At 30.9% G+C, this 19720-nt stretch carries 19 protein-coding genes; 8 read left to right on the forward strand and 11 right to left on the reverse strand.

The annotated features are described in order from the left end of the window. Positions 1 to 97 precede the first annotated feature (97 nt). The 10 genes from QVZ41_RS08010 to QVZ41_RS08055 form a co-directional block, all read right to left on the reverse strand. The gene (locus QVZ41_RS08010; protein WP_302884037.1) at positions 98 to 1030 is read right to left on the reverse strand and encodes a magnesium transporter CorA family protein; all 933 of its coding nucleotides are present in this window, start codon (positions 1028 to 1030) and stop codon (positions 98 to 100) included. Between the two features lie 112 nt (positions 1031 to 1142). Beyond that, positions 1143 to 2915, reverse strand: a complete 1773-nt coding sequence (argS, locus tag QVZ41_RS08015; RefSeq protein ID WP_302884038.1) for an arginine--tRNA ligase — start codon at positions 2913 to 2915, stop codon at positions 1143 to 1145. 195 nt (positions 2916 to 3110) lie between these two features. Beyond that, positions 3111 to 3335 carry a T9SS type A sorting domain-containing protein gene (locus QVZ41_RS08020; RefSeq protein WP_302884039.1) on the reverse strand — a complete coding sequence of 75 codons (225 nt, stop codon included), beginning with the start codon at positions 3333 to 3335 and terminating at the stop codon, positions 3111 to 3113. 11 nt (positions 3336 to 3346) lie between these two features. Next, complete coding sequence (locus QVZ41_RS08025) at positions 3347 to 4438, reverse strand: leucine-rich repeat domain-containing protein (protein ID WP_302884040.1); 1092 nt, start codon at positions 4436 to 4438, stop codon at positions 3347 to 3349. A gap of 263 nt (positions 4439 to 4701) precedes the next feature. Continuing rightward, positions 4702 to 5679 carry a helix-turn-helix domain-containing protein gene (locus QVZ41_RS08030; RefSeq protein WP_302884042.1) on the reverse strand — a complete coding sequence of 326 codons (978 nt, stop codon included), beginning with the start codon at positions 5677 to 5679 and terminating at the stop codon, positions 4702 to 4704. Positions 5680 to 6072: 393 nt separating this feature from the next. Then, the gene (locus QVZ41_RS08035; protein WP_302884043.1) at positions 6073 to 7482 is read right to left on the reverse strand and encodes an MltF family protein; all 1410 of its coding nucleotides are present in this window, start codon (positions 7480 to 7482) and stop codon (positions 6073 to 6075) included. Between the two features lie 210 nt (positions 7483 to 7692). After that, complete coding sequence (locus QVZ41_RS08040) at positions 7693 to 8214, reverse strand: Cif family virulence factor (protein WP_302884044.1); 522 nt, start codon at positions 8212 to 8214, stop codon at positions 7693 to 7695. Positions 8215 to 8218: 4 nt separating this feature from the next. Continuing rightward, on the reverse strand, positions 8219 to 8680 hold the full coding sequence (locus QVZ41_RS08045) for a phage tail protein (protein ID WP_302884045.1): 462 nt from the start codon (positions 8678 to 8680) through the stop codon (positions 8219 to 8221). Positions 8681 to 8849: 169 nt separating this feature from the next. Further along, positions 8850 to 9386: a sugar O-acetyltransferase gene (locus tag QVZ41_RS08050; RefSeq protein ID WP_233777165.1), complete on the reverse strand. Its 537-nt coding sequence runs from the start codon at positions 9384 to 9386 to the stop codon at positions 8850 to 8852. 276 nt (positions 9387 to 9662) lie between these two features. After that, positions 9663 to 10328 (reverse strand): Crp/Fnr family transcriptional regulator, encoded by a 666-nt coding sequence (locus QVZ41_RS08055; protein WP_302884046.1) that lies wholly within the window; start codon positions 10326 to 10328, stop codon positions 9663 to 9665. Between the two features lie 134 nt (positions 10329 to 10462). Between QVZ41_RS08055 and QVZ41_RS08060 the strand changes: the two genes are divergently transcribed. Beyond that, complete coding sequence (locus QVZ41_RS08060) at positions 10463 to 12829, forward strand: heavy metal translocating P-type ATPase (protein ID WP_302884047.1); 2367 nt, start codon at positions 10463 to 10465, stop codon at positions 12827 to 12829. Positions 12830 to 12896: 67 nt separating this feature from the next. Here QVZ41_RS08060 and QVZ41_RS08065 read toward each other — a convergent pair whose 3' ends face one another. After that, a complete protein-coding gene (locus QVZ41_RS08065) occupies positions 12897 to 13493 on the reverse strand; it encodes an MCP four helix bundle domain-containing protein (protein ID WP_302884048.1) in 597 nt (198 codons plus the stop codon). Between the two features lie 179 nt (positions 13494 to 13672). On the opposite strand from QVZ41_RS08065, the gene ccoS reads away from it, so the two are divergent. Genes ccoS through QVZ41_RS08100 form a run of 7 tightly spaced genes read left to right on the forward strand, consistent with a single transcriptional unit; the run spans position 13673 to position 19691 of the window. Continuing rightward, complete coding sequence (gene ccoS / locus QVZ41_RS08070; RefSeq protein ID WP_302884049.1) at positions 13673 to 13831, forward strand: cbb3-type cytochrome oxidase assembly protein CcoS; 159 nt, start codon at positions 13673 to 13675, stop codon at positions 13829 to 13831. 35 nt (positions 13832 to 13866) lie between these two features. Then, complete coding sequence (ccoN, locus tag QVZ41_RS08075; protein WP_302884050.1) at positions 13867 to 16038, forward strand: cytochrome-c oxidase, cbb3-type subunit I; 2172 nt, start codon at positions 13867 to 13869, stop codon at positions 16036 to 16038. Between the two features lies 1 nt (position 16039). Continuing rightward, positions 16040 to 16204, forward strand: a complete 165-nt coding sequence (locus QVZ41_RS08080) for a CcoQ/FixQ family Cbb3-type cytochrome c oxidase assembly chaperone (protein WP_302884051.1) — start codon at positions 16040 to 16042, stop codon at positions 16202 to 16204. A 14-nt stretch (positions 16205 to 16218) separates the two neighbouring features. Continuing rightward, the gene (locus QVZ41_RS08085) at positions 16219 to 17085 is read left to right on the forward strand and encodes a cbb3-type cytochrome c oxidase N-terminal domain-containing protein (RefSeq protein WP_302884052.1); all 867 of its coding nucleotides are present in this window, start codon (positions 16219 to 16221) and stop codon (positions 17083 to 17085) included. Positions 17086 to 17097: 12 nt separating this feature from the next. Then, positions 17098 to 18519 (forward strand): cytochrome c oxidase accessory protein CcoG, encoded by a 1422-nt coding sequence (gene ccoG / locus QVZ41_RS08090; protein ID WP_302884053.1) that lies wholly within the window; start codon positions 17098 to 17100, stop codon positions 18517 to 18519. 18 nt (positions 18520 to 18537) lie between these two features. Further along, positions 18538 to 18993 carry a FixH family protein gene (locus QVZ41_RS08095; protein ID WP_302884054.1) on the forward strand — a complete coding sequence of 152 codons (456 nt, stop codon included), beginning with the start codon at positions 18538 to 18540 and terminating at the stop codon, positions 18991 to 18993. Then, the gene (locus QVZ41_RS08100; RefSeq protein WP_302884055.1) at positions 18990 to 19691 is read left to right on the forward strand and encodes a sulfite exporter TauE/SafE family protein; all 702 of its coding nucleotides are present in this window, start codon (positions 18990 to 18992) and stop codon (positions 19689 to 19691) included. The genes QVZ41_RS08095 and QVZ41_RS08100 overlap by 4 nt, the downstream gene beginning before the upstream one ends. The last annotated feature ends 29 nt before the right edge of the window (positions 19692 to 19720 follow it).

Consider the following 19720-nt stretch of genomic DNA (forward strand, 5'->3'; position numbering starts at 1 on the left):
AAATACCCCAGAAAATGTATGTTATGAGTGTGTTACCAATATGTTAGGTAATTATTTTGTATGATTTAAGTTGATTATTTTCTTGTTTTATAGAAGGTTAAATCCATTGTCTTTTTTTAAATACAAATACTCCAATTACTGATAATAGAATAGAAACGAAAATAATAATAGGCATTGCAAAAGTTATGTTTTCTAATCCGTTAGGAATATTCATACCAAAAACACTAGCAATCAGGGTTGGAATCATTAAAATAATAGAAATCAATGTTAGTTTTTTCATCACCACATTTAGGTTGTTAGAAATTACGGAAGTAAAAGTAGCCATCATACCGCTTTGTATGTTGGCGTAAATTTTAGACATTTCTAAAGCCTGTCTATTTTCAATATAAGCATCATCTATTAGTTCTTTATTGATGTCTTTGGTAAAATTTTTGTTTTTTCTCAACCTATTTAACACAATTTCGTTGGCTTTTAATGCTGTGATAAAATACACCAAACACTTTTCCATTTTTAACAACTTATTCAACTCTTTGTTTTTGATAGATTTTTCCAAATCTTGCTCAATCAAATTCGTCATTTTGTTGATTTGCTTTAAATGTCTTAAATACAATTTTCCAGAGTTTAAAAATAAATGAAGTACAAAATTAATACTGTCAGAAATTTGATGTGTATATCCTTTAAATATGGTTGGATGGTTCATTGGCAACACCTCATTGTCTTCTAAACAAATTGACACCGTAAAGTTTTCGGTGATAAAAACACCTATGGGAACAGTATAAAAGGGAAGGTTATTGTTGTTAAGAGAGGCTATAGAAATTCTTAGAATGATTAAAGTCCAATCCTCATCAAATTCAACCCTAGATCGTTCATCAATATCTAAAATATCATTTACCAAATCTCCAGGAAGATTATATTTAGTGGTTAATGTTTTTATTTCATAAGAATTTGGATTGGTTACATTGATCCAACATCCTTTTTCTGCTTTTTCAATTTCTGTAGATTCTCCAAAGGTTTTAAATATTTTAATCATATCAATGTGTGTTCTTAGTTCACCTTGTTAAGGTACTTAAAATCTAAAATGAAGTCCTAAAAAAAGCCCATCAATTTATGTTGATGGGCTTTTAAGTGATATGATAATTCTTTTACATTCTTTCAGGAACATCAATTCCTAACATGTTAAAGGCAGATTTAATCGTATTTCCAACTTGTGCAGAGAGTTGTGTCCTGAAAACTTTTACAGCTTCGTCTTCACAACCTAAAATATATGAACTTTGGTAGAATGAGTTGTATTCTTTAACCAAATCGTACGTATAGTTAGCAATCAATGCTGGACTGTGGTTTTTTGCGGCCAATTGAACCGTTTCTGGATACAACTGTAAGGTTTTAATTACAGCTAATTCTTTGTCAGAAATTTCAACATTTTGTTTGGCTGCATAATCAAAATCTGCTTTTCTTAAAATAGATTGAATTCTAGCATAGGTATATTGAATAAAAGGTCCTGTATTTCCGTTAAAATCGATAGATTCTTTAGGATCAAACAAAATACGTTTTTTAGGATCTACTTTTAAAATGTAATATTTTAAAGCTCCCATTCCTATAATTTTGTATAATTCTTCTTTTTTCTCATCAGAATATCCTTCTAGTTTTCCTAATTCTTGAGAAATTTCACGAGCAGTATTGACCATTTCTTCCATCAAATCATCGGCATCTACCACAGTTCCTTCTCTAGACTTCATTTTACCAGTTGGTAAATCTACCATTCCGTAAGAAAGGTGATACATGTTTTCAGCCCAAGAAAATCCTAGTTTCTTTAAAATTAAGAACAATACTTTAAAGTGATAATCTTGTTCATTTCCAACAGTATAGGTTAAGGCATTGATATCGAATTCTTGAAAACGTTGAATAGCAGTTCCTAAATCTTGGGTAATGTAAACCGAAGTTCCATCACCACGTAATACTAGTTTTTCATCTAAACCTTCATCTGTTAAGTCAATCCAAACAGAACCGTCTTCTTTTTTATAAAAAACACCTTTTTCTAAACCATCTTGTACACAGTCTTTTCCTAGAAGATATGTTTCACTTTCGTAGTAATTTTTATCAAACTCAACTCCTAAGTTTTTGTAAGAAACAGCAAAACCATCATATACCCATTGGTTCATCGTTTTCCAAAGTTTTACCACTTCTTCATCACCAGATTCCCATTTGCGTAACATGTCTTGTGCTTCTAATAAAATAGGAGCTTGTTTTTTAGCTTCTTCCTCTGTTTTTCCTTGGGTAATTAAGTTGTTTATTTCTTCTTTATAAGCTTTGTCAAATGCTACATAGTAGTTTCCTACTAATTTATCCCCTTTTAAACCTGTGTTTTCTGGCGTTTCTCCGTTTCCGAATTTTTGCCAGGCCAACATACTTTTACAAATATGAATTCCACGATCGTTGATAATTTGAGTTTTGTAAACTTTTTTACCACTTGCGGCGATAATTTCTGCTACGGAAAAACCTAATAAATTGTTACGTACGTGACCTAAATGTAAAGGTTTGTTAGTGTTTGGAGAAGAATATTCTACCATGACCGCCTTTTCAGATGGAGCAGGAGTCAGGGTTCCGTAATTATCTGTATCGTAGATTTCGTAAAAACTATCCACAAAAAAACTAGGGTTGATAGAAATGTTTAAGAATCCTTTTACGACATTAAAATCGGTAACCAAATTAACATTGGTTTTTAGGTATTCTCCAATTTGAGTTCCAATTTGAACAGGATTTCCTTTTACAAATTTTAAAAATGCAAAAACAACAATGGTAATGTCTCCATCAAATTCTTTACGAGTTGCTTGGAATTCTACTGTTGGAATTTCAGTTTCAAAAATTTCTACAAATGCTTTTTTAACAGCAATTTCTAAATGGTTTTGGATACTCATTTTGGTTTATTTCTAATGAACTGCGAAAGTACGGAAATAATTAATTTTTGACTACTTGTTAAATTTAAAATTATGTATGCTTTGTATAGATGTAATTTTAGGTACAATTAAAGAAGTTGCAAAAGGTACAATCATCTTTAAAGAAAAAAGAGGTTCACTATTTATAGATTCCCTCCTTTAATGAATAAACTTACACTAATTCTTTATGAATTTTTTAGTAGTAGTTCCTTTATTGGATGTAAGTTTAACCCAATACATTCCAGTTTGTAAGTTACTAGTATTGATGTTATTTTGAGAGCTAGTTATTGTTTTTAGCATTAACAATTGTCCATTTTCAGTAAAAATTTCAATAGTAGCTTCATTTGAGTCTTCGAACTCTATTAATAAATTGTTTTGTATCGGATTTGGATCAATAGACATATTCTTTTAAATTATAAATTTGTTGTATCAACTGTTGTAATGGCCATGATTGATTTAAAACCAATCCACACATTAGTTGTTTTATAGGCTTCAATATTCTTTGAAGGAACTTTTAAGTTACAAGCGTTTATATTTGTTTCAAAAAATACATTTGAATGAATTTTTAAAGGAGATTCAATATTACAAACAAGGGTCGTTAATTTTGGACACCAGCCAAAAGAATACTCTTTCATGGTTGTAATGGTATTAGGAATAGTAATAGTGGTTAGTTTTTCACAACCAATGAATAAATGATTTTCAATGGTAGTAACAGAGTTGGGAAAAGTAAAACTGATTAATCCAGAAGAACTAAAAGCGGATTTTTCAATAGAAGTAACAGAATTAGGAATAATTATCGATGCTAAATTTTTACAGTAACTAAATGTAAATGCTTTAATGGTCGTAATATTACTTCCAATATTAATTGCAGTAATATTTTCATTATTTTTGAAAGCAGTTTGACTAATTTCAGTAACATCGTATTTGACCTTATTATGAAGGATAGAGGCAGGAATTACTATAGAACCAACATAATTATTGTCTAAATTTTTTACAACCTTGACCGTTGTTTCGGATGTAATTTCATAAGTGATACCCGCTACTGTAAACGGTAGTAGATTAGTAATGTAACTAAAATTTTTCCATATTTCTGAAGTTTTATAAGCAGTTAAACTTGTTTTAGGAACAACTAATTTGCAGTTTTTTGTAGTATCTCCAAAAACATTTCGGTCAAGTGGAATTGGAGTAGTAACATTACAAATAACTTGAATTAAATTATGATTATTGTTAAAAGCATTTTCTTCTACAGCACAAATGGAACTTGGGATAGTAATGCTATTTAGATTATAATTATTGGAAAAAGCAGAGGCTCCAATTTTATTAACAATATATTTCACATTCTTAAATGTAATTGTTTCTGGAATTGTTACAGTGCCAGAATCAAATCTGTTTTTGTTTGGAATTACTTTTACGGTTGATGAAGAAGTGACTAGATATGATATCCCCTCAACATCAAAACATAATGGTTTTAAAGGTGTTATTGATGAAGTAGTGTTTGTAGTCATAAAAATGATTTTTAATCAGAGTTTTTCTATTAAAAAATTGTTTATAAATAGTTTAATTAGATAAGTTGTTTTGACATTTGTTTTAGGATCTAAGAACAAAGACTAGAATATTTAACATTCATGAACTTGACTACTTATCTATGGCTATTTATTAAGATCAAATTTATTCTACATAAAAACATTTGAGTAGCCAATTAGGACAAATCCATAGCCCAATCAGACATTTTTTTGTTTTTTTTAGGAAGTGAAAGAGAAGATTTTAGTTAATCAACACTATTATTTACACGTATTTCAGACGGAAGTTTTCCGTGTTTTTTCTTAAAGGCAATACTAAATTTACTTTTACTTTCATAACCAACTTCTTGTGCTATGTATTTAATTTGTAGGTCGGTGTTAAGTATGAGTTGTTTAGCAAAATCCATTTTCTTTTGAATATGATATTGCATTATTGAAGTTCCGTAAACAGATTTAAAATCGGTTTTTAATTTAGATGGAGATATATTTAGTTTTTTAGCAATAATCTCAATTCCGACAAAAGGCTCATTTAAGTTAATTGATATCAAGCGTTCACATTCAGAAATTTTTTTATAATCCGCTTTACCTTTTTCCTGATACTTTTCTTTTCTTACATCTCTAAAAACATTTTTAAAAAAAGAAGATATCAAACTAAAAGCTTGAGATTTTAATTGTGTTTCATTAAATATATCATCATTAAATGTTTTAAGAGTGTGTAAAATTTCGTGAGAGAGTCCTTCAGCATTAGGAACAATATCTTGATAAGAGATAAATCCTTTATCAGAATCTAGAAATTTTTTAAAAGGAATATTTTTGTCTAATTTATTTAAAGGCACATTTTTTTCAATCCAATTTGGACTGATGTAATAAATAAAGAATTTAGATTTAGTTCCTTTATAAAAACAAGCACCTACATCAGTACCTGGTTTTTTAAATCCCCAAAATTTATTTTGAAAAGGAATTTTATCTATAAAAGTATTCTGAAGTTTCACTTCACTTTCAAAAAGTGTAAAAGTAATTGTGTAGTGATCACTAGGTTTATTCTCATCATAAACAGATTTGATGATGGTATTATGTTTAAATTGTATATCAGTAACAGTTAACCATAAGCCATCTTCAATTTTTCTATAATAAAACGATCCTTTTGTAAATGGATTGTTTCTAAAAACAGCCTGATCCTTTTTAATATGTTTGCTTCCCGGAGTTTTTATGGTACTTTCTATCATAAGTTCAGGGCTATTTGCTAAAAAAGGAAATTCAAAAAAGCCACTTTGATAAAATCTAATATTAGGTCTTATAAATTGAAACCACTTGGATAAGTTCATTATATGTTGTCTAATTGCAAAGCAATTATTGAATAGTATTAATAAAAAATAATTCTTAATACATAGGTGATATAACCTACAGTTATTAAATATAAAAATACCAAAAAATCTAATACACTCTACTATCTTATTAAGATTAAAAAAGAATAAAATAAAACTCCTTCAGCAAGGTGTTTTAATGTCTCAAAATAATTTTTTGAAGTTGTTTAAAAAAGAACTAAATCTAAAATGAAGCCTATATTGATTTTAGGGGTATTAGGTGTTTTAAGTTTCTTTTAACTCAATTTAAAACAGCTATTTATTAATAAATTGGGTGTAGTGAGCATAGCGTTCAAAAATTTGATTGACGTAATTATAGGGCTCTATTCCTCTAACATAACCGTATTTTATGATAGGATTGTTGTAGTTTTTGGGATGGCTCAAAGCCAATATCATATCTTCAACATTGTCATCCCAAACAAAGGCATCCAAACCTTTTTTGGCAGCTAATTTTTGAGCGTCTTTAACATGATACAATCCACAATTATAAGAGGCCATCGTAAATTTAGTTCGCTGTACAGAGTCTTTAATTTTGTCGAAATTATTCCAAATCTGTCTAAGATACTTAGTTCCCCCACTAATACTTTGTTTTGGGTCACTGCGATCTTGGACTCCCAGTTCTTCAGCAGTTTTAGGCATCAATTGCATCAGACCTTTGGCATTGGCCCAAGAGCTATTGTTTGGATCAAATCTTGATTCTTGATAAATTAGGGAAGCTACTAAACGCCAATCCCAATTAATTTTTTCGGCATGTTTTTGAATAAGTGCATCGTAAGGGCTAATTTCCTCTTTGTTTAAACTATAGAAGTCGCTTTTTACACGTCGTCTAAAGTTCTTTTTATTTTTAAAGTACTTGTTATAAATAACATTATAGTCAACCTCTTTTCTAAAATCTTCTAGCCATAAATTTATGGCATTTAGTAATTTGGGTGAGTTTATACGTGTGGCCCATCCAATTCTTTGTGAAAAACTAACAGGCACCTCAATATCCAAAATAGGATAATAGGAAGCCATAATTTTGGCGATATTATTATCTGAAATCGTGTATTTAATATTCCCTTTGGCTACTTGTTTAATGATTTCATCTGTAGCCATTTTACCTGATAATTTCTTAATATAAATGTTACCACCTAGCTCATCGCTAAGATTCTCAATACGCTCGCTGTAAGATGAACCTTCACGAATGGATACTGTGTCTTGTAGTAATTCTATGGCATCCTGTATTAACGCATTTTCCAATTTGTGCCAATGCATGGTACGCCAATTGTCTGGTTTTTTTTGAACTAATACCTGTTTGGTTAGGTACAAATAGTTTGTAAATGATACAGATGCTTTACGGTTTCCAGTAATTGCGAGTCCGTGTGCCAAAATATCACCTTCACCTTTATTGAGTTTGGTAATAAGTTCATTAAGATCTTTAACCACAACCATTTCAAGTTCAAGATCTAGATGTTTGGCTAATTTTTTAAGTAATTCATACTCGTAACCCATGGGTTGTCCCTTGTATAAAAAATAGCTTGTTCCGCTATAGACTGTAAGCGCTTTAAGTTTACCATCTTTTTTAATGGACTCTAAATCACGTTTCAAAATATGCTGTTTATTAATTACATTCTTTTTTTTTGGCTGCTCACAATTAATTAAAAACAGACATAATATTAATACCAAATAGTGCTTTTTAAACAAGGAAGATTTCAACTGCATACGGAAATGGATCAAGGGTTCCTTGTAAAATACAAAAAATATATGTGACAGAATTTAACACTTACTTAGGTTAAAGAAATATAGGTTGCTCAAAATTACCATTCACAAAAATATCAAACGCATTTATTATCAATGTTTTGGATTTGTTATATAGTTATTAGGTATGTAAGAAAACTATTCTAAAGCTTTCCATTCTTCTTTGGTAGCTTCAGATTTTTGGTTTTCCATTAACGCATACCACTTTTCATTACGTTTTACAAGCAGCATTTCAAAATGTATATAATCTTCAGTAGGGTTACCGTGGCTATCTGTTGAAGTAAAATAGAAAATTCCTGTTTCAAACGCAGTAGTTTTACTCCCAATTCTTTTTGATAAACGAAATTCTACCTTATCATTTTTCTTTCCCAACTTGGTATCAATAAAACCTTGTTTCCAGTTGTCTAGCGCTTCTGTAATTGATATTGACCTATTTTGTTTAATAACAAGAACAGCATCTGGATGGTAAGCAGCTTGGTAACCCTCAAAATCACCTTCTCGAACTGTGCGAGATAGTTCTGTCCAGAATTTATCAAGTTCTGACAATCTTGCAGAATCTTTTTTAATTTCTTGGTAAATATTGTTTTTAAAAGAATTTGCTTTGGTTGTTCCAATACTTACAATGATGATGATTGCGGTAAGAAAAAGATTTTTTTTCATGTTGTTATCCATTTGTAATTATTAATTCTTCATGTGCTATTTCTAAGGTGTCTACAGCCACCTCATTCCCGTCAGACTCAAGATTGGTACTTGTTATTTTTGTTGGCCAGGCATTGTTTAATTGCCATTGCATGGTTACCTCATTGTTCTCATTTAGTAATTGAATAATAATTGTTCGGCGTTTGATGGTATTCATGGCTATTTGTGAACGAAAATCCAAAAAAGCATTGTTGTTTAAAAACACGCCTCTTTTCATCACAACATTTCCGTTTTTTACTATTCCTGGTGTTTTAATAGTAGAAAAAAGCTTGCTGTTACTTTTTCGATATTCAATTACTTGACTTTCAACGTCCATTCCTGATACATCTTGAAAGAAAATTTCTTTAAGTTCAGTACCAAGGTCTACTTTAAACCTAAACTTAGGTATAGGCCAATTTGCTCCTTCTTTACTTCCGTCGTCTGCCATAGTTTTTTTAGTGTTATTTGTTGTCTATCAGTAACGTTTTGCATATGGCTTGTGGCGGTTTCGAAGTACTTTCCTGTCCACCGAAACCAAAACTGGCTAAGGAGCGAAAACCTTGCTGGCACCGGTTCACCCGCCATAAGCTATATGCTTTGTTGGCTGTAGTTTTTTATTAATCAACTTCTATATCTTTCAGTTTTTTTGCTGGATTACCTGCAAAAATTGTATTTTCTGGAACGTCTTTTGTCACAACAGAACCTGAAGCAATAATTGAATTATCTCCAATTTCCACTCCACCAATTATTACAGAATGTCCACCAATCCACACATTGTTTCCAATTATTATAGGTTTTGCAAATCCAGTTTTGTGTCGGTCAACCGGGCTTATATTGTGTCCTGCCGTGTAAATTCCAACATTCGGTGCGATTAGGCAATTGTCGCCAATTTTTACTTCCGCCATATCCAAAATAGTACAATTAAATCCTGCGTAAAAATTCTTGCCAACGTGAATATTGTAACCTAAGTCGCAATGAAAATTGTGTTCGACTGAAATTCCGTTTCCTACAGTTCCGAAAAGCTCGGTCAATATTTCCGTTTTCAGCTGTTCGTTCTCATAGTTTGCCGAATTAAAATCTTGCAGAAGTTTTCCCGCACGAACGAAATCTTTTTTCAGGTTTTCGTCATTTCTTTTGTATTCAATTCTCTTCAATTTCTTTTATTTTCTAGATTTTAGTTCAAATTACAGCCAACTTCCGAATAACCCAACCTTTTTTATAAATTAAGTTTTTCGTCAGTTCAGTTTTTTTATAAAACTACATATAAAAAGCAGTGAGTAAAAGAAATACTTTTTCACAAAACAAAAAAGTTCTTAACAAATAACAATATTTCTAGGGTTGCTATAAGGTCACTAAATAGTTTTTAACAAAAAAAGAGCCATCAAATTATTTGATAGCTCTTTGTATATAATGTCTTGTATATTTAATGTTTAAATTCCTTCTGCAAGGTGTTTTAATTCACTTTCGTCAAGAATTACAATAGCTTTCCCATCCAAATCAATTAAACCATCTTTTTTAAAGCTAGATAAAATTCTAATCGCAGATTCTGTTGCCGTTCCTACAGAGCTTGCAATTTCTTTTCTGCTTAGTTGAATATTAATCGTGTTGTTATCATCCACTCCATAAGTCTCTTTTAAAAACAAAATTAAATCCGCCATACGTTGATGAACTGTATTGGTAGAAATATTGGTCATTGCGTTGTTAGCCTCTTTTAAGTCGCTACAAACGGTTTTAAACATCGCTCCAGCAAACTTAGGGTTTTCTTCAAGTGGTTTTTTTATTAAATCTTGCGGAATGTAACAAGCAGATACATCATTTAAAGCCGTAACCGTAATGGTACTTGGTTCATGAGTAATGGCAGAGTGGTAGCCAATTAAATCTCCTTTTTTACTAAATTTTACAATTTGCTCTTTTCCATTTGCATTCAATTGAGAGAGTTTACAAACTCCATCTTTAATACAATATACGCCAGAAGAAAATTTACCTTCATCAAAAATGACTTCTCCTTTTTTAAAGGTATGTACATCTTTAGAATCAGAAATTCGCGATAGTTCCTCTTTGCTTAAAGCGTTTAAGTTGTTAAATTGTTTAATCAAACATTGTTCACATCTACCCACAGTAAAAAGATTTTTTTGTTACTTTCAAAAGTACGGAAAGTTTGTATGATAATAGTCATTGTATAGCATTTCTTATATTATCAATTTTACACTTTATAAATATTTAGTTTAAAATGGAGGAAAAATCCTGTTATCATTGTGGTGATGTTGCCGATCAAGATATTGTTGTTTTTGATGAAAAAACATTTTGCTGTCATGGCTGTAAAACTGTTTATCAAATATTTAAAGACAATGATTTAACCGCTTATTATGATTTTGAAAAAAATCCTGGATTAACTCCCGATGGTGTTAAAGGAAAATATGGTTTTTTAAACAATACCACGGTTGTTAGTAAGTTGTTAGATTTTCAGGAGGATGGCATTGAAGTTGTAACGCTTTATATTCCTAAAATTCACTGTAGCTCTTGTGTTTGGGTGCTAGAACATTTGCAAAAATTAAATGATGGTATTGTAAATTCAAGAGTTCATTTTTCTAAAAAAACAGTTCAAGTAACCTATAACAACAAAATTACTTTACAACAGTTGGTTGAGTTATTGGCTATGATTGGTTATGACCCATACATCAGTTTAGAAGATGGAGAAAAAGCAAAAAACAAGAGTAAAAGTAGTATTTACAAATTAGCCATTGCAGGATTTGCTTTTGGGAACAGTATGTTTTTATCTTTTCCAGATTATTTTGGAAAACCAGATATTTGGCTAGCTCATTATCAACCTTTATTTGTGTTGTTGATGTTTTTGTTTTCGTTACCAGTGGTTTTTTATGCGGCCAATGATTATTTTATTTCTGCCTATAAAGGGCTAAGAAAAAGAATTTTAAATATTGATGTTCCTATTAGTATCGGAGTGTTAGTTTTATTTTTAAGGAGTAGTTATGAATTTTTTTCAGGAACGGGTCAAGGGTATTTTGATAGTTTAACAGGCTTGATTTTCTTCTTGTTGTTAGGAAAGCTATTCCAGCAAAAAACCTATGATTTTTTATCGTTTGAAAGAGATTTTAAATCTTATTTTCCCATAGCAATTTCTACATGGGTTGATGAAAAAGAAGTGATTGTTCCTGTAAATGAAATTCAGATCAATGACATTATCATTATTAGAAATGAAGAGGTGATTCCTACAGATGGAATTGTGGTAGATGGAAATCCAAAGCTAGATTATAGTTTTGTGACAGGAGAAGCCAATTTAATTGAAAAACAAATAGGTGATAAAGTTTTTGCAGGAGGAAAGCAACAAGGAAAATCCATAACCCTTAAAGTCACAAAAACAGTAGATCAAAGTTATTTAACGAAGTTGTGGAGTCAGAATTCTTATGAAAAAACTTCTAAACTAACCAATCTTACAGATGCTATTAGTCAGTATTTTACTTGGGGATTGTTATTTATTACTTTGGCATCCGCTATTTATTGGTTTTTGGTAGATAAAAGTCAAATCATAAATGTGGTTACTTCTATTTTAATTGTGGCTTGCCCATGTGCCTTGGCATTGTCAGCTCCTTTTGCCTTTGGAAATGTATTGCGTATTTTAGGAAAGCAAGGGTTTTATTTAAAAGACAGCACTGTAATTGAAAAGATAGCGAATATACAAACCATCTTTTTTGATAAAACGGGAACTTTAACCACTAGAAATAAACAAGAATTTACCTATGAAGGAGCTATTTTGTCAAACGACGAGTTGTCTATGGTAAAATCATTGGTTAGAAATTCTAATCATCCTTTAAGTAGAACTTTATTTAAAAAAATTAAAGCTGATTTGTTGGAGATTGTTGATTTTGATGAGTTGGAAGGAAATGGAATTCAGGGAGTTTTTAATCAAAAATCAGTCAAAGTAGGTTCCGCTAATTTTGTTGGAATTTCTAAAAAAGAAATAGAAACGGAAAGTAGGGTATATGTAAGTATAGACGGTGTTTTAAAAGGTTTTTTTAAGTTTGGAAATCAATATAGAAATGACATTTTTAAGACTTTAAAAAGATTGTCTAAAAAATATCAAATCAATATTTTATCTGGAGACAATGATGCTTCTAAAGTTTTTTTAGAAAACAAATTAACCAACAAAGCTCATTTTTATTTCAATCAATCTCCACAAGATAAATTAGAGCAAGTAAAAGCTTGTCAACAAAAAAATCAATCAGTGATGATGGTAGGGGATGGTTTAAATGATGCGGGGGCATTGTTACAATCAGAAGTTGGAATTGCCGTTGCCGAAGATGTAAATGTGTTTTCTCCTGCCAGTGATGCTATTATTGATGCTAGTAAAATCAACAAAATGCCTATTTATTTTAAATTTTGTAAAGTGAGTTTAGTAGTGGTTAAAATAAGTTTTTTACTCTCTATTTTATACAATATTGTAGGTTTGTATTTTGCCATTTCAGGAATGTTAACCCCATTGATAGCGGCTATTTTAATGCCTTTAAGCTCTATTACTATTGTAGTATTTGTAACGGTTGCTACAAATGTTTTGGGAAGAGGAATTAGAAGAAAAATTTAATTCTTTTGTTCGCTTATGGTAATACATCAATCATGCTGAAAAGAATTCAGCATGATTGATGTGTTTTTTACTTTTTCTTAGGATCATAGAAAATAATAAACTGTACCAAAATAGCCATCATAATTAAGAAAACAATCTCAATCTGAGTAAATAAATCAATGGTTTTTATGGTTTTATTACTTATAAACATTTGCTGTTTACCTTCCTCTAGTTGAATTTTTGATAAACTTTGAAGTTTATTCGTGATTTTATCAATGCTTTTAAGTAGTTCAGATTTATTGACAGATTTAGAACCAACATAACTTTCTTCTAATTTTTTTAGATGGTTAAATTCATTCTTAAACTCGTTAAAAAGGATATGTTCTTTACTCGTTAGTTTTGTCTGATCATAGACTTCTATATAATTTTTTATTTCATCATTGGTTTGCTTATTTCTTTTTTGATAAAAAAGAGAGTCAGAAGAAATTAATGCGGTTTCTTTTTCATGAATTAAAAGTAATGATTCAAACAATAAATCACTAGCCACAATTCTATCTTCATAAATGGTAGTTACTGATTTTTTTAGGCTGTTAAAGTTGTCTTTATCAACCAGGTTAGTAGTTAAAACAATTAAGAAAACTAATAGTATACTTACGACTTTTTTGATTTTATTAATATTGATCATATATTGTTAATTTATGGTGTAAGAAATCTCTTTCAATATATGTAATTTTTCAGTCACAAAAAATTCATATTTTTTTATTTCACTACAATTTCCTTTATCACATAAAAAAAACAAACCATGATAATAATCATTTTTTGTTATGCATGATGCCGATACTTTTGCTATAAATAAAAGTTAACATGAGTGTTATTTACATTTTAATTATAGTAAGTCTTTGCGTGGCGGTGGTGTTTTTAGCCGTATTCTTTTTAGCTGTAAAAAATGGTCAGTTTGAAGATGATGAAACTCCTGCTATTAGAATGCTTTTTAATGATGATGTAAAAAATAAACAAGAATAATTTAAAACCAAAACCACTAATCGAATTACTATTTTATGGAAAAAGAACAATTTTATTATGACAACAAAGTCGTAAAGAAATTTATTTACGCAACCATGTTTTGGGGACTCATAGGAATGTCAGTAGGTTTACTGTTAGCATTAATGTTTGTGTTTCCAAACATCACCAAAGGAGTTTCATGGCTAAGTTTTGGTAGGTTAAGACCGTTACATACCAATGCTGTTATTTTTGCCTTTATTGGGAATGCCATGTTTGCAGGAATTTACTATTCCTTACAAAGATTATTAAAAGCTAGAATGTTTAGCGATTTGCTAAGTAAAATTAATTTCTGGGGATGGCAAGCAATTATTGTAGCAGCAGCCATTACTTTACCTTTAGGAATTACCTCTAGTAAAGAATATGCAGAACTAGAGTGGCCTATTGATATTGCCATTGCTCTTATTTGGGTGGTATTTGGTATCAATATGATTGGAACCATTTTAAGAAGAAGAGAACGTCACCTGTATGTTGCTATTTGGTTTTATTTAGGAACATTTGTTACGGTAGCTGTCTTACATATTTTTAACAGTTTGGCATTACCAGTATCTTTCTTAAAAAGTTATTCAGTTTATGCTGGAGTACAAGATGCTTTGGTACAATGGTGGTATGGACATAATGCAGTAGCATTTTTCTTAACCACTCCATTCTTAGGTTTGATGTATTATTTTGTTCCTAAAGCGGCTAATAGACCTGTGTATTCTTATAGATTGTCTATTGTACACTTTTGGTCGTTGATTTTTATCTATATCTGGGCAGGACCTCACCACTTGTTGTACACAGCATTGCCAGATTGGGCACAAAATTTAGGAGTTGCATTTTCAGTGATGTTAATTGCTCCATCTTGGGGAGGTATGATCAACGGATTGTTAACCTTAAGAGGTGCTTGGGATAAAGTGAGAGTAGATCCTGTTTTAAAGTTTATGGTGGTAGCCATTACAGGATATGGTATGGCAACTTTTGAAGGACCTATGTTGTCTTTAAAAAATGTAAACGCTATTGCACACTTTTCAGATTGGATTATTGCACACGTTCACGTTGGAGCTTTGGCTTGGAATGGATTTTTAACTTTTGGGATGATTTATTGGTTGGTTCCAGTATTGTTTAAAACCAAATTACACTCTATTAAATTAGCAAATATTCACTTTTGGTTAGGAACATTAGGGATTATTATTTACGCTTTCCCAATGTACATTGCAGGATTTGTACAAGCATCTATGTGGAAACAATTCAATCCTGACGGAACTTTAGTATATGGAAACTTTTTAGAAACGGTTACTCAAATCATTCCAATGTATTGGATGCGTGCCATAGGAGGAACTATGTATATTATTGGTGCTGTAGTAATGTTGTTTAACATTTCTGCAACCATTAAAAGAGGTTCAGAAGTTGAGGATGATTTAAGTGAAGCAGCTCCATTGCAAAGATTAAAAAAAGGAAGAATGTTAGGGGAATCTTGGCATCAACAATTAGAAAGAAGACCAGTTCAATTAACCATTTTTGCAACAGTAGCAATTTTAATTGGAGGAATTGTTCAAATCATTCCAACCATTATGGTGGAGTCTAACATTCCAACCATTAGCAGTGTTAAACCTTATACACCATTAGAATTAGAAGGTAGAGATTTATACATACGTGAAGGTTGTGTGGGTTGTCACTCTCAAATGATTCGTCCTTTCCGTTCAGAAGTAGAGCGTTATGGAGAATATTCTAAAGCTGGAGAATTTGTATACGACCATCCGTTCTTATGGGGATCAAAACGTACAGGACCAGATTTACACAGAGTTGGTCAAAAATATTCTGATAGCTGGCACTTTAACCACATGCTCGATCCACAAAGTACTTCACCAGGATCTATCATGCCATCTTATTCTTGGTTGTTAAAAAATGAGTTGGATTTAAGTGATACGCAAAATAAAATGAAAACTATGGTGACTTTAGGGGTGCCATATTCAGAAGAAGAAATTGCCAATGCAGCACAGAACATGAAAGCTCAGGCGGATTTGATTGCAGAAAACTTAACGCAAGATCCTTCTTTTGTAGATAGTTATGAAGCGGCTCAAGCCGAAGCAAAAGCAAAAGGAGAAGAGTTTGTGCCAATTCAGCAAAGAGAAATTGTTGCTTTAATTGCGTATTTACAAAGATTAGGAACAGATATAAAAACGAAATAAGATGTTAAAGTTTGTAAAAAATTATATGGTAAGCATTGAGGGAATAGAAATTTACCCAATGATCTCTTTGTCTATCTTTTTTATCTTTTTTACCCTGTTGTTTTTTTGGGTGTTTAAAGCTAAAAAAGAATACTTAGAAAAAGTGAGTAATCTACCCTTTGAATAAAAAAAGACTAAACTATGAGTGTTAAAAAACAAAATAAACAAATTATAGGCTTTGTAATCATCAGTGTATTAGTAGGCCTTTTGTTAGAATGGATGTTTCCTTCAGAAAATGGATATTCATCTTTAATAGCTTTAAAAATTACCTTGTATTTAATTTTTATGGCTGCCATATTTAGTGCCCGTTTTGTGGTCACTAAAATGAATAATCTTTATTTGTCTTTATCATCAGAAGAAGAGAAAAAAGCTTTTTATGAAAAGAAAAATGCAAATAAAATCAATTGGTCTGACTGGAAAAGTGTTTTAGATGGATTGATGGCCGCAAAACCTGTAGCTGAAGAAAGTGATATTATTTTAGATCATGATTATGACGGTATTAAAGAGTTAGATAATAACCTTCCTCCATGGTGGATTTATGGATTTTATATGACGATTGTATTTGCTGTTAGTTACATGGTTTATTATGAAGTGCTAGATGGAAAAGATCAAAAACAAGAATATTTAGCAGAAGTTGCATTGGCCAAAAAACAAATTGCTGCTTATGAAGCGACTCAAGAAAAAGTAGATATGAGTGCTTTGGCAGAAGGAGATAATGCTCAAGGTAAAAAGTTGTATAAACGTAATTGTGCTGTTTGTCATGCTGTTGATGGAGGAGGTAAAATTGGACCTAACTTAACTGATAACTATTGGATTTTAGGAGGTAGCATGGAAGATATTTACAATACTATTTCAGAAGGAGGTAGGGCTGGAAAAGGGATGATTGCTTGGAAAAATAGTTTTAGTTCTCAAGATCGCCAAATGTTAGCAGCTTATGTAAAAAGCTTAAAAGGAACAACTCCAGCAGAGCCTAAAGAACCTCAAGGAGATCTATATGAAGAAGAATAAAGTTTATTAAAAATGGAAAGAGATAACAAGGAAGTTTTTAGAGATTCTATTGCTACGATTGATAATGAGGGTAAGAGATCGTGGATTTATCCAAAAAAACCTAAAGGGAAATATTATTCATTAAGGACTTGGGTCAGTATCTTTTTGTTAACTACCTTGTTGTCTTCTCCATTTATAAAAATTAATGGGAATCAATTATTTCTATTTAATATCATAGAAAGAAAATTCAATATTTTAGGATTTCCTTTTTGGCCACAAGATTTTTATTTATTGGTTATTTCCATGCTAATTGGTGTGGTATTTATCATTCTTTTCACAGTAATTTATGGACGTGTTTTTTGTGGATGGATTTGTCCACAAACCATTTTTTTGGAAATGGTTTTTCGTAAAATAGAATACTGGATAGATGGTGATAAAGGAGCTCAAAAAAGATTGGCCAAACAAGTTTGGAATGCTGAAAAAATAAGAAAGAGACTTTTTAAGCATAGTATTTACATACTTATTTCTTTTGTGATTTCTAATGTGTTTTTAGCGTATATCATTAGTAGTGATCAGCTTATTAAAATCATTACTTCTCCTGTTTCTGAACATGTTGGTGGATTTATAAGTATTTGGATTTTTACAGGCGTATTTTATTTTGTTTTTTCATGGTTTAGAGAGCAAGTATGTATCATTGCTTGTCCTTATGGAAGGCTGCAAGGGGTTTTGTTAGACAACAAATCTATTATTGTTGCTTATGATTATATTAGAGGAGAAAGAACCAAAGGAAGATCTAAATTTAAAAAGAATGAGGACAGAGAAAAACAAGGTAAAGGAGCTTGTATTGATTGTGATCAATGTGTAGAAGTTTGTCCTACAGGTATTGATATTAGAAACGGAACACAGTTAGAGTGTGTAAACTGCACTGCTTGTATGGATGCCTGTGATTTTATGATGGAAAAAACAGATCAGCCTAAAGGATTGATTCGTTATGCATCCGAAGAAAATATAGAAAAAAACAAACCTTTTGAATTTACCCTAAGAATAAAGGCTTATACTGTTATTTTAGGAATATTAATGGTGGTGTTAATTGCTCTTTTAACAGTAAGAAGCAATGTGCAAGCAAACTTTTTTAGAGTACCAGGAGAATTGTATCAAGTAAAAGAAGGTAGAGTGATTAGCAATGTTTATACCTATAAATTGGTCAACAAAACTACGCAAGACATAGATTCTTTATCTTTTAAAATGATATCGCATAAAGGAAATATTCAATTGGTAGGAACTACTCATCTTTTACTAAAAAAACAAGGAATGTATGAGGGTACTATTTTTATTGAAATTCCTGAAGCAGCATTAGAAGATAGTAATGAGAAAATTAAGATAGGTGTTTATAGAGGTGAAGAACAAATTACCACAACTTCTACTAATTTTTTAAGTCCTAAAAACAAGTGGTAAACATAAAATAAAGAAATCATGAAAATTAATTGGGGTACAAGTATTGTGTTGGCATTTGGTTGTTTTATTGTGTTCATCATGTTTTTTGTGATCAAAACATTTACACAAAAAGAATATGAATATGATTTGGTCTCAAGTCATTATTACGAAGATGAATTGGCTTTTCAAAAAACCATCAACAATGCCGAAAATAGAGATAAATTAGAAGATAAAGTTTTGTTTGAGAATGCTTCTAATCAATTAAAAATTGTAATTCCAAATCCTGAGAAAGATATGATTGTTGGAAAAATACAATTTTATAGACCTTCTAATGATAAATTAGATTTTACGGAAAGTATCAACTCAAACAAAAACGAGTTTGTTTACTCAGGAGATAAATTGGTAAAAGGAAGATGGAATGTTGCCATTATCTGGCATTATAAAAAAGATAAGACAAAAAGTTTTTACAAAAAACAAGAATTATATTTCGAATGATTTTCTCCGCTTTTATATTTGGTTTGTTAAGTAGTTTACATTGCATTGGTATGTGTGGACCTATTGCGTTTGCGTTGCCTGTACATGCCGGATCTAAAAGTCAAAAATGGTCTAAAATTATTGCTTATCACTTCGGAAGACTAATTACTTATGCAAGTATAGGAGCTGTTTTTGGATTGTTTGGTAAAGCCTTTGAATTGGCAGGTTTGCAACAAGCACTTTCTATTGTTGCTGGAGTTGTGTTGATAACCATTGCGCTGTTTCAGAAAAAAATATTGAATTATGTAGAAAAAAAATCATCCTCTAAAATTATAGGGTTGATTAAAAATACTTATCAAAACATTGCAAAATCTAATTCAGTTCTTAATTTTATGAGTTTAGGAATGCTCAACGGATTGTTGCCTTGTGGAACCGTTTATATTGCTTTAATAGGAGCTATTGCCATTGGGAATGTGGCTTATAGTAGTTTTTATATGTTTGTTTTTGGTTTGGGTACTTTGCCTTTAATGCTTTTGTTAATGGGAGCAAAGTTATTAAGTACTCAACGTTTTAGAACTGTATTTAGAAAAGCTGTCCCAGTAATGTTGTTAGTAGTTGGGGCTTTATTTGTGTTAAGAGGTTTGGGCTTAGGTATTGCTTTTGTATCTCCAACAGATATGAGTTTACAAGTACAATTAGTACCTGTAGGTTGTCATTAGTATTCTTATTTTTTCTTATTATATTTTAA

Source organism: Wenyingzhuangia gilva, from assembly GCF_030519655.1.
Lineage (GTDB): Bacteria > Bacteroidota > Bacteroidia > Flavobacteriales > Flavobacteriaceae > Wenyingzhuangia > Wenyingzhuangia gilva.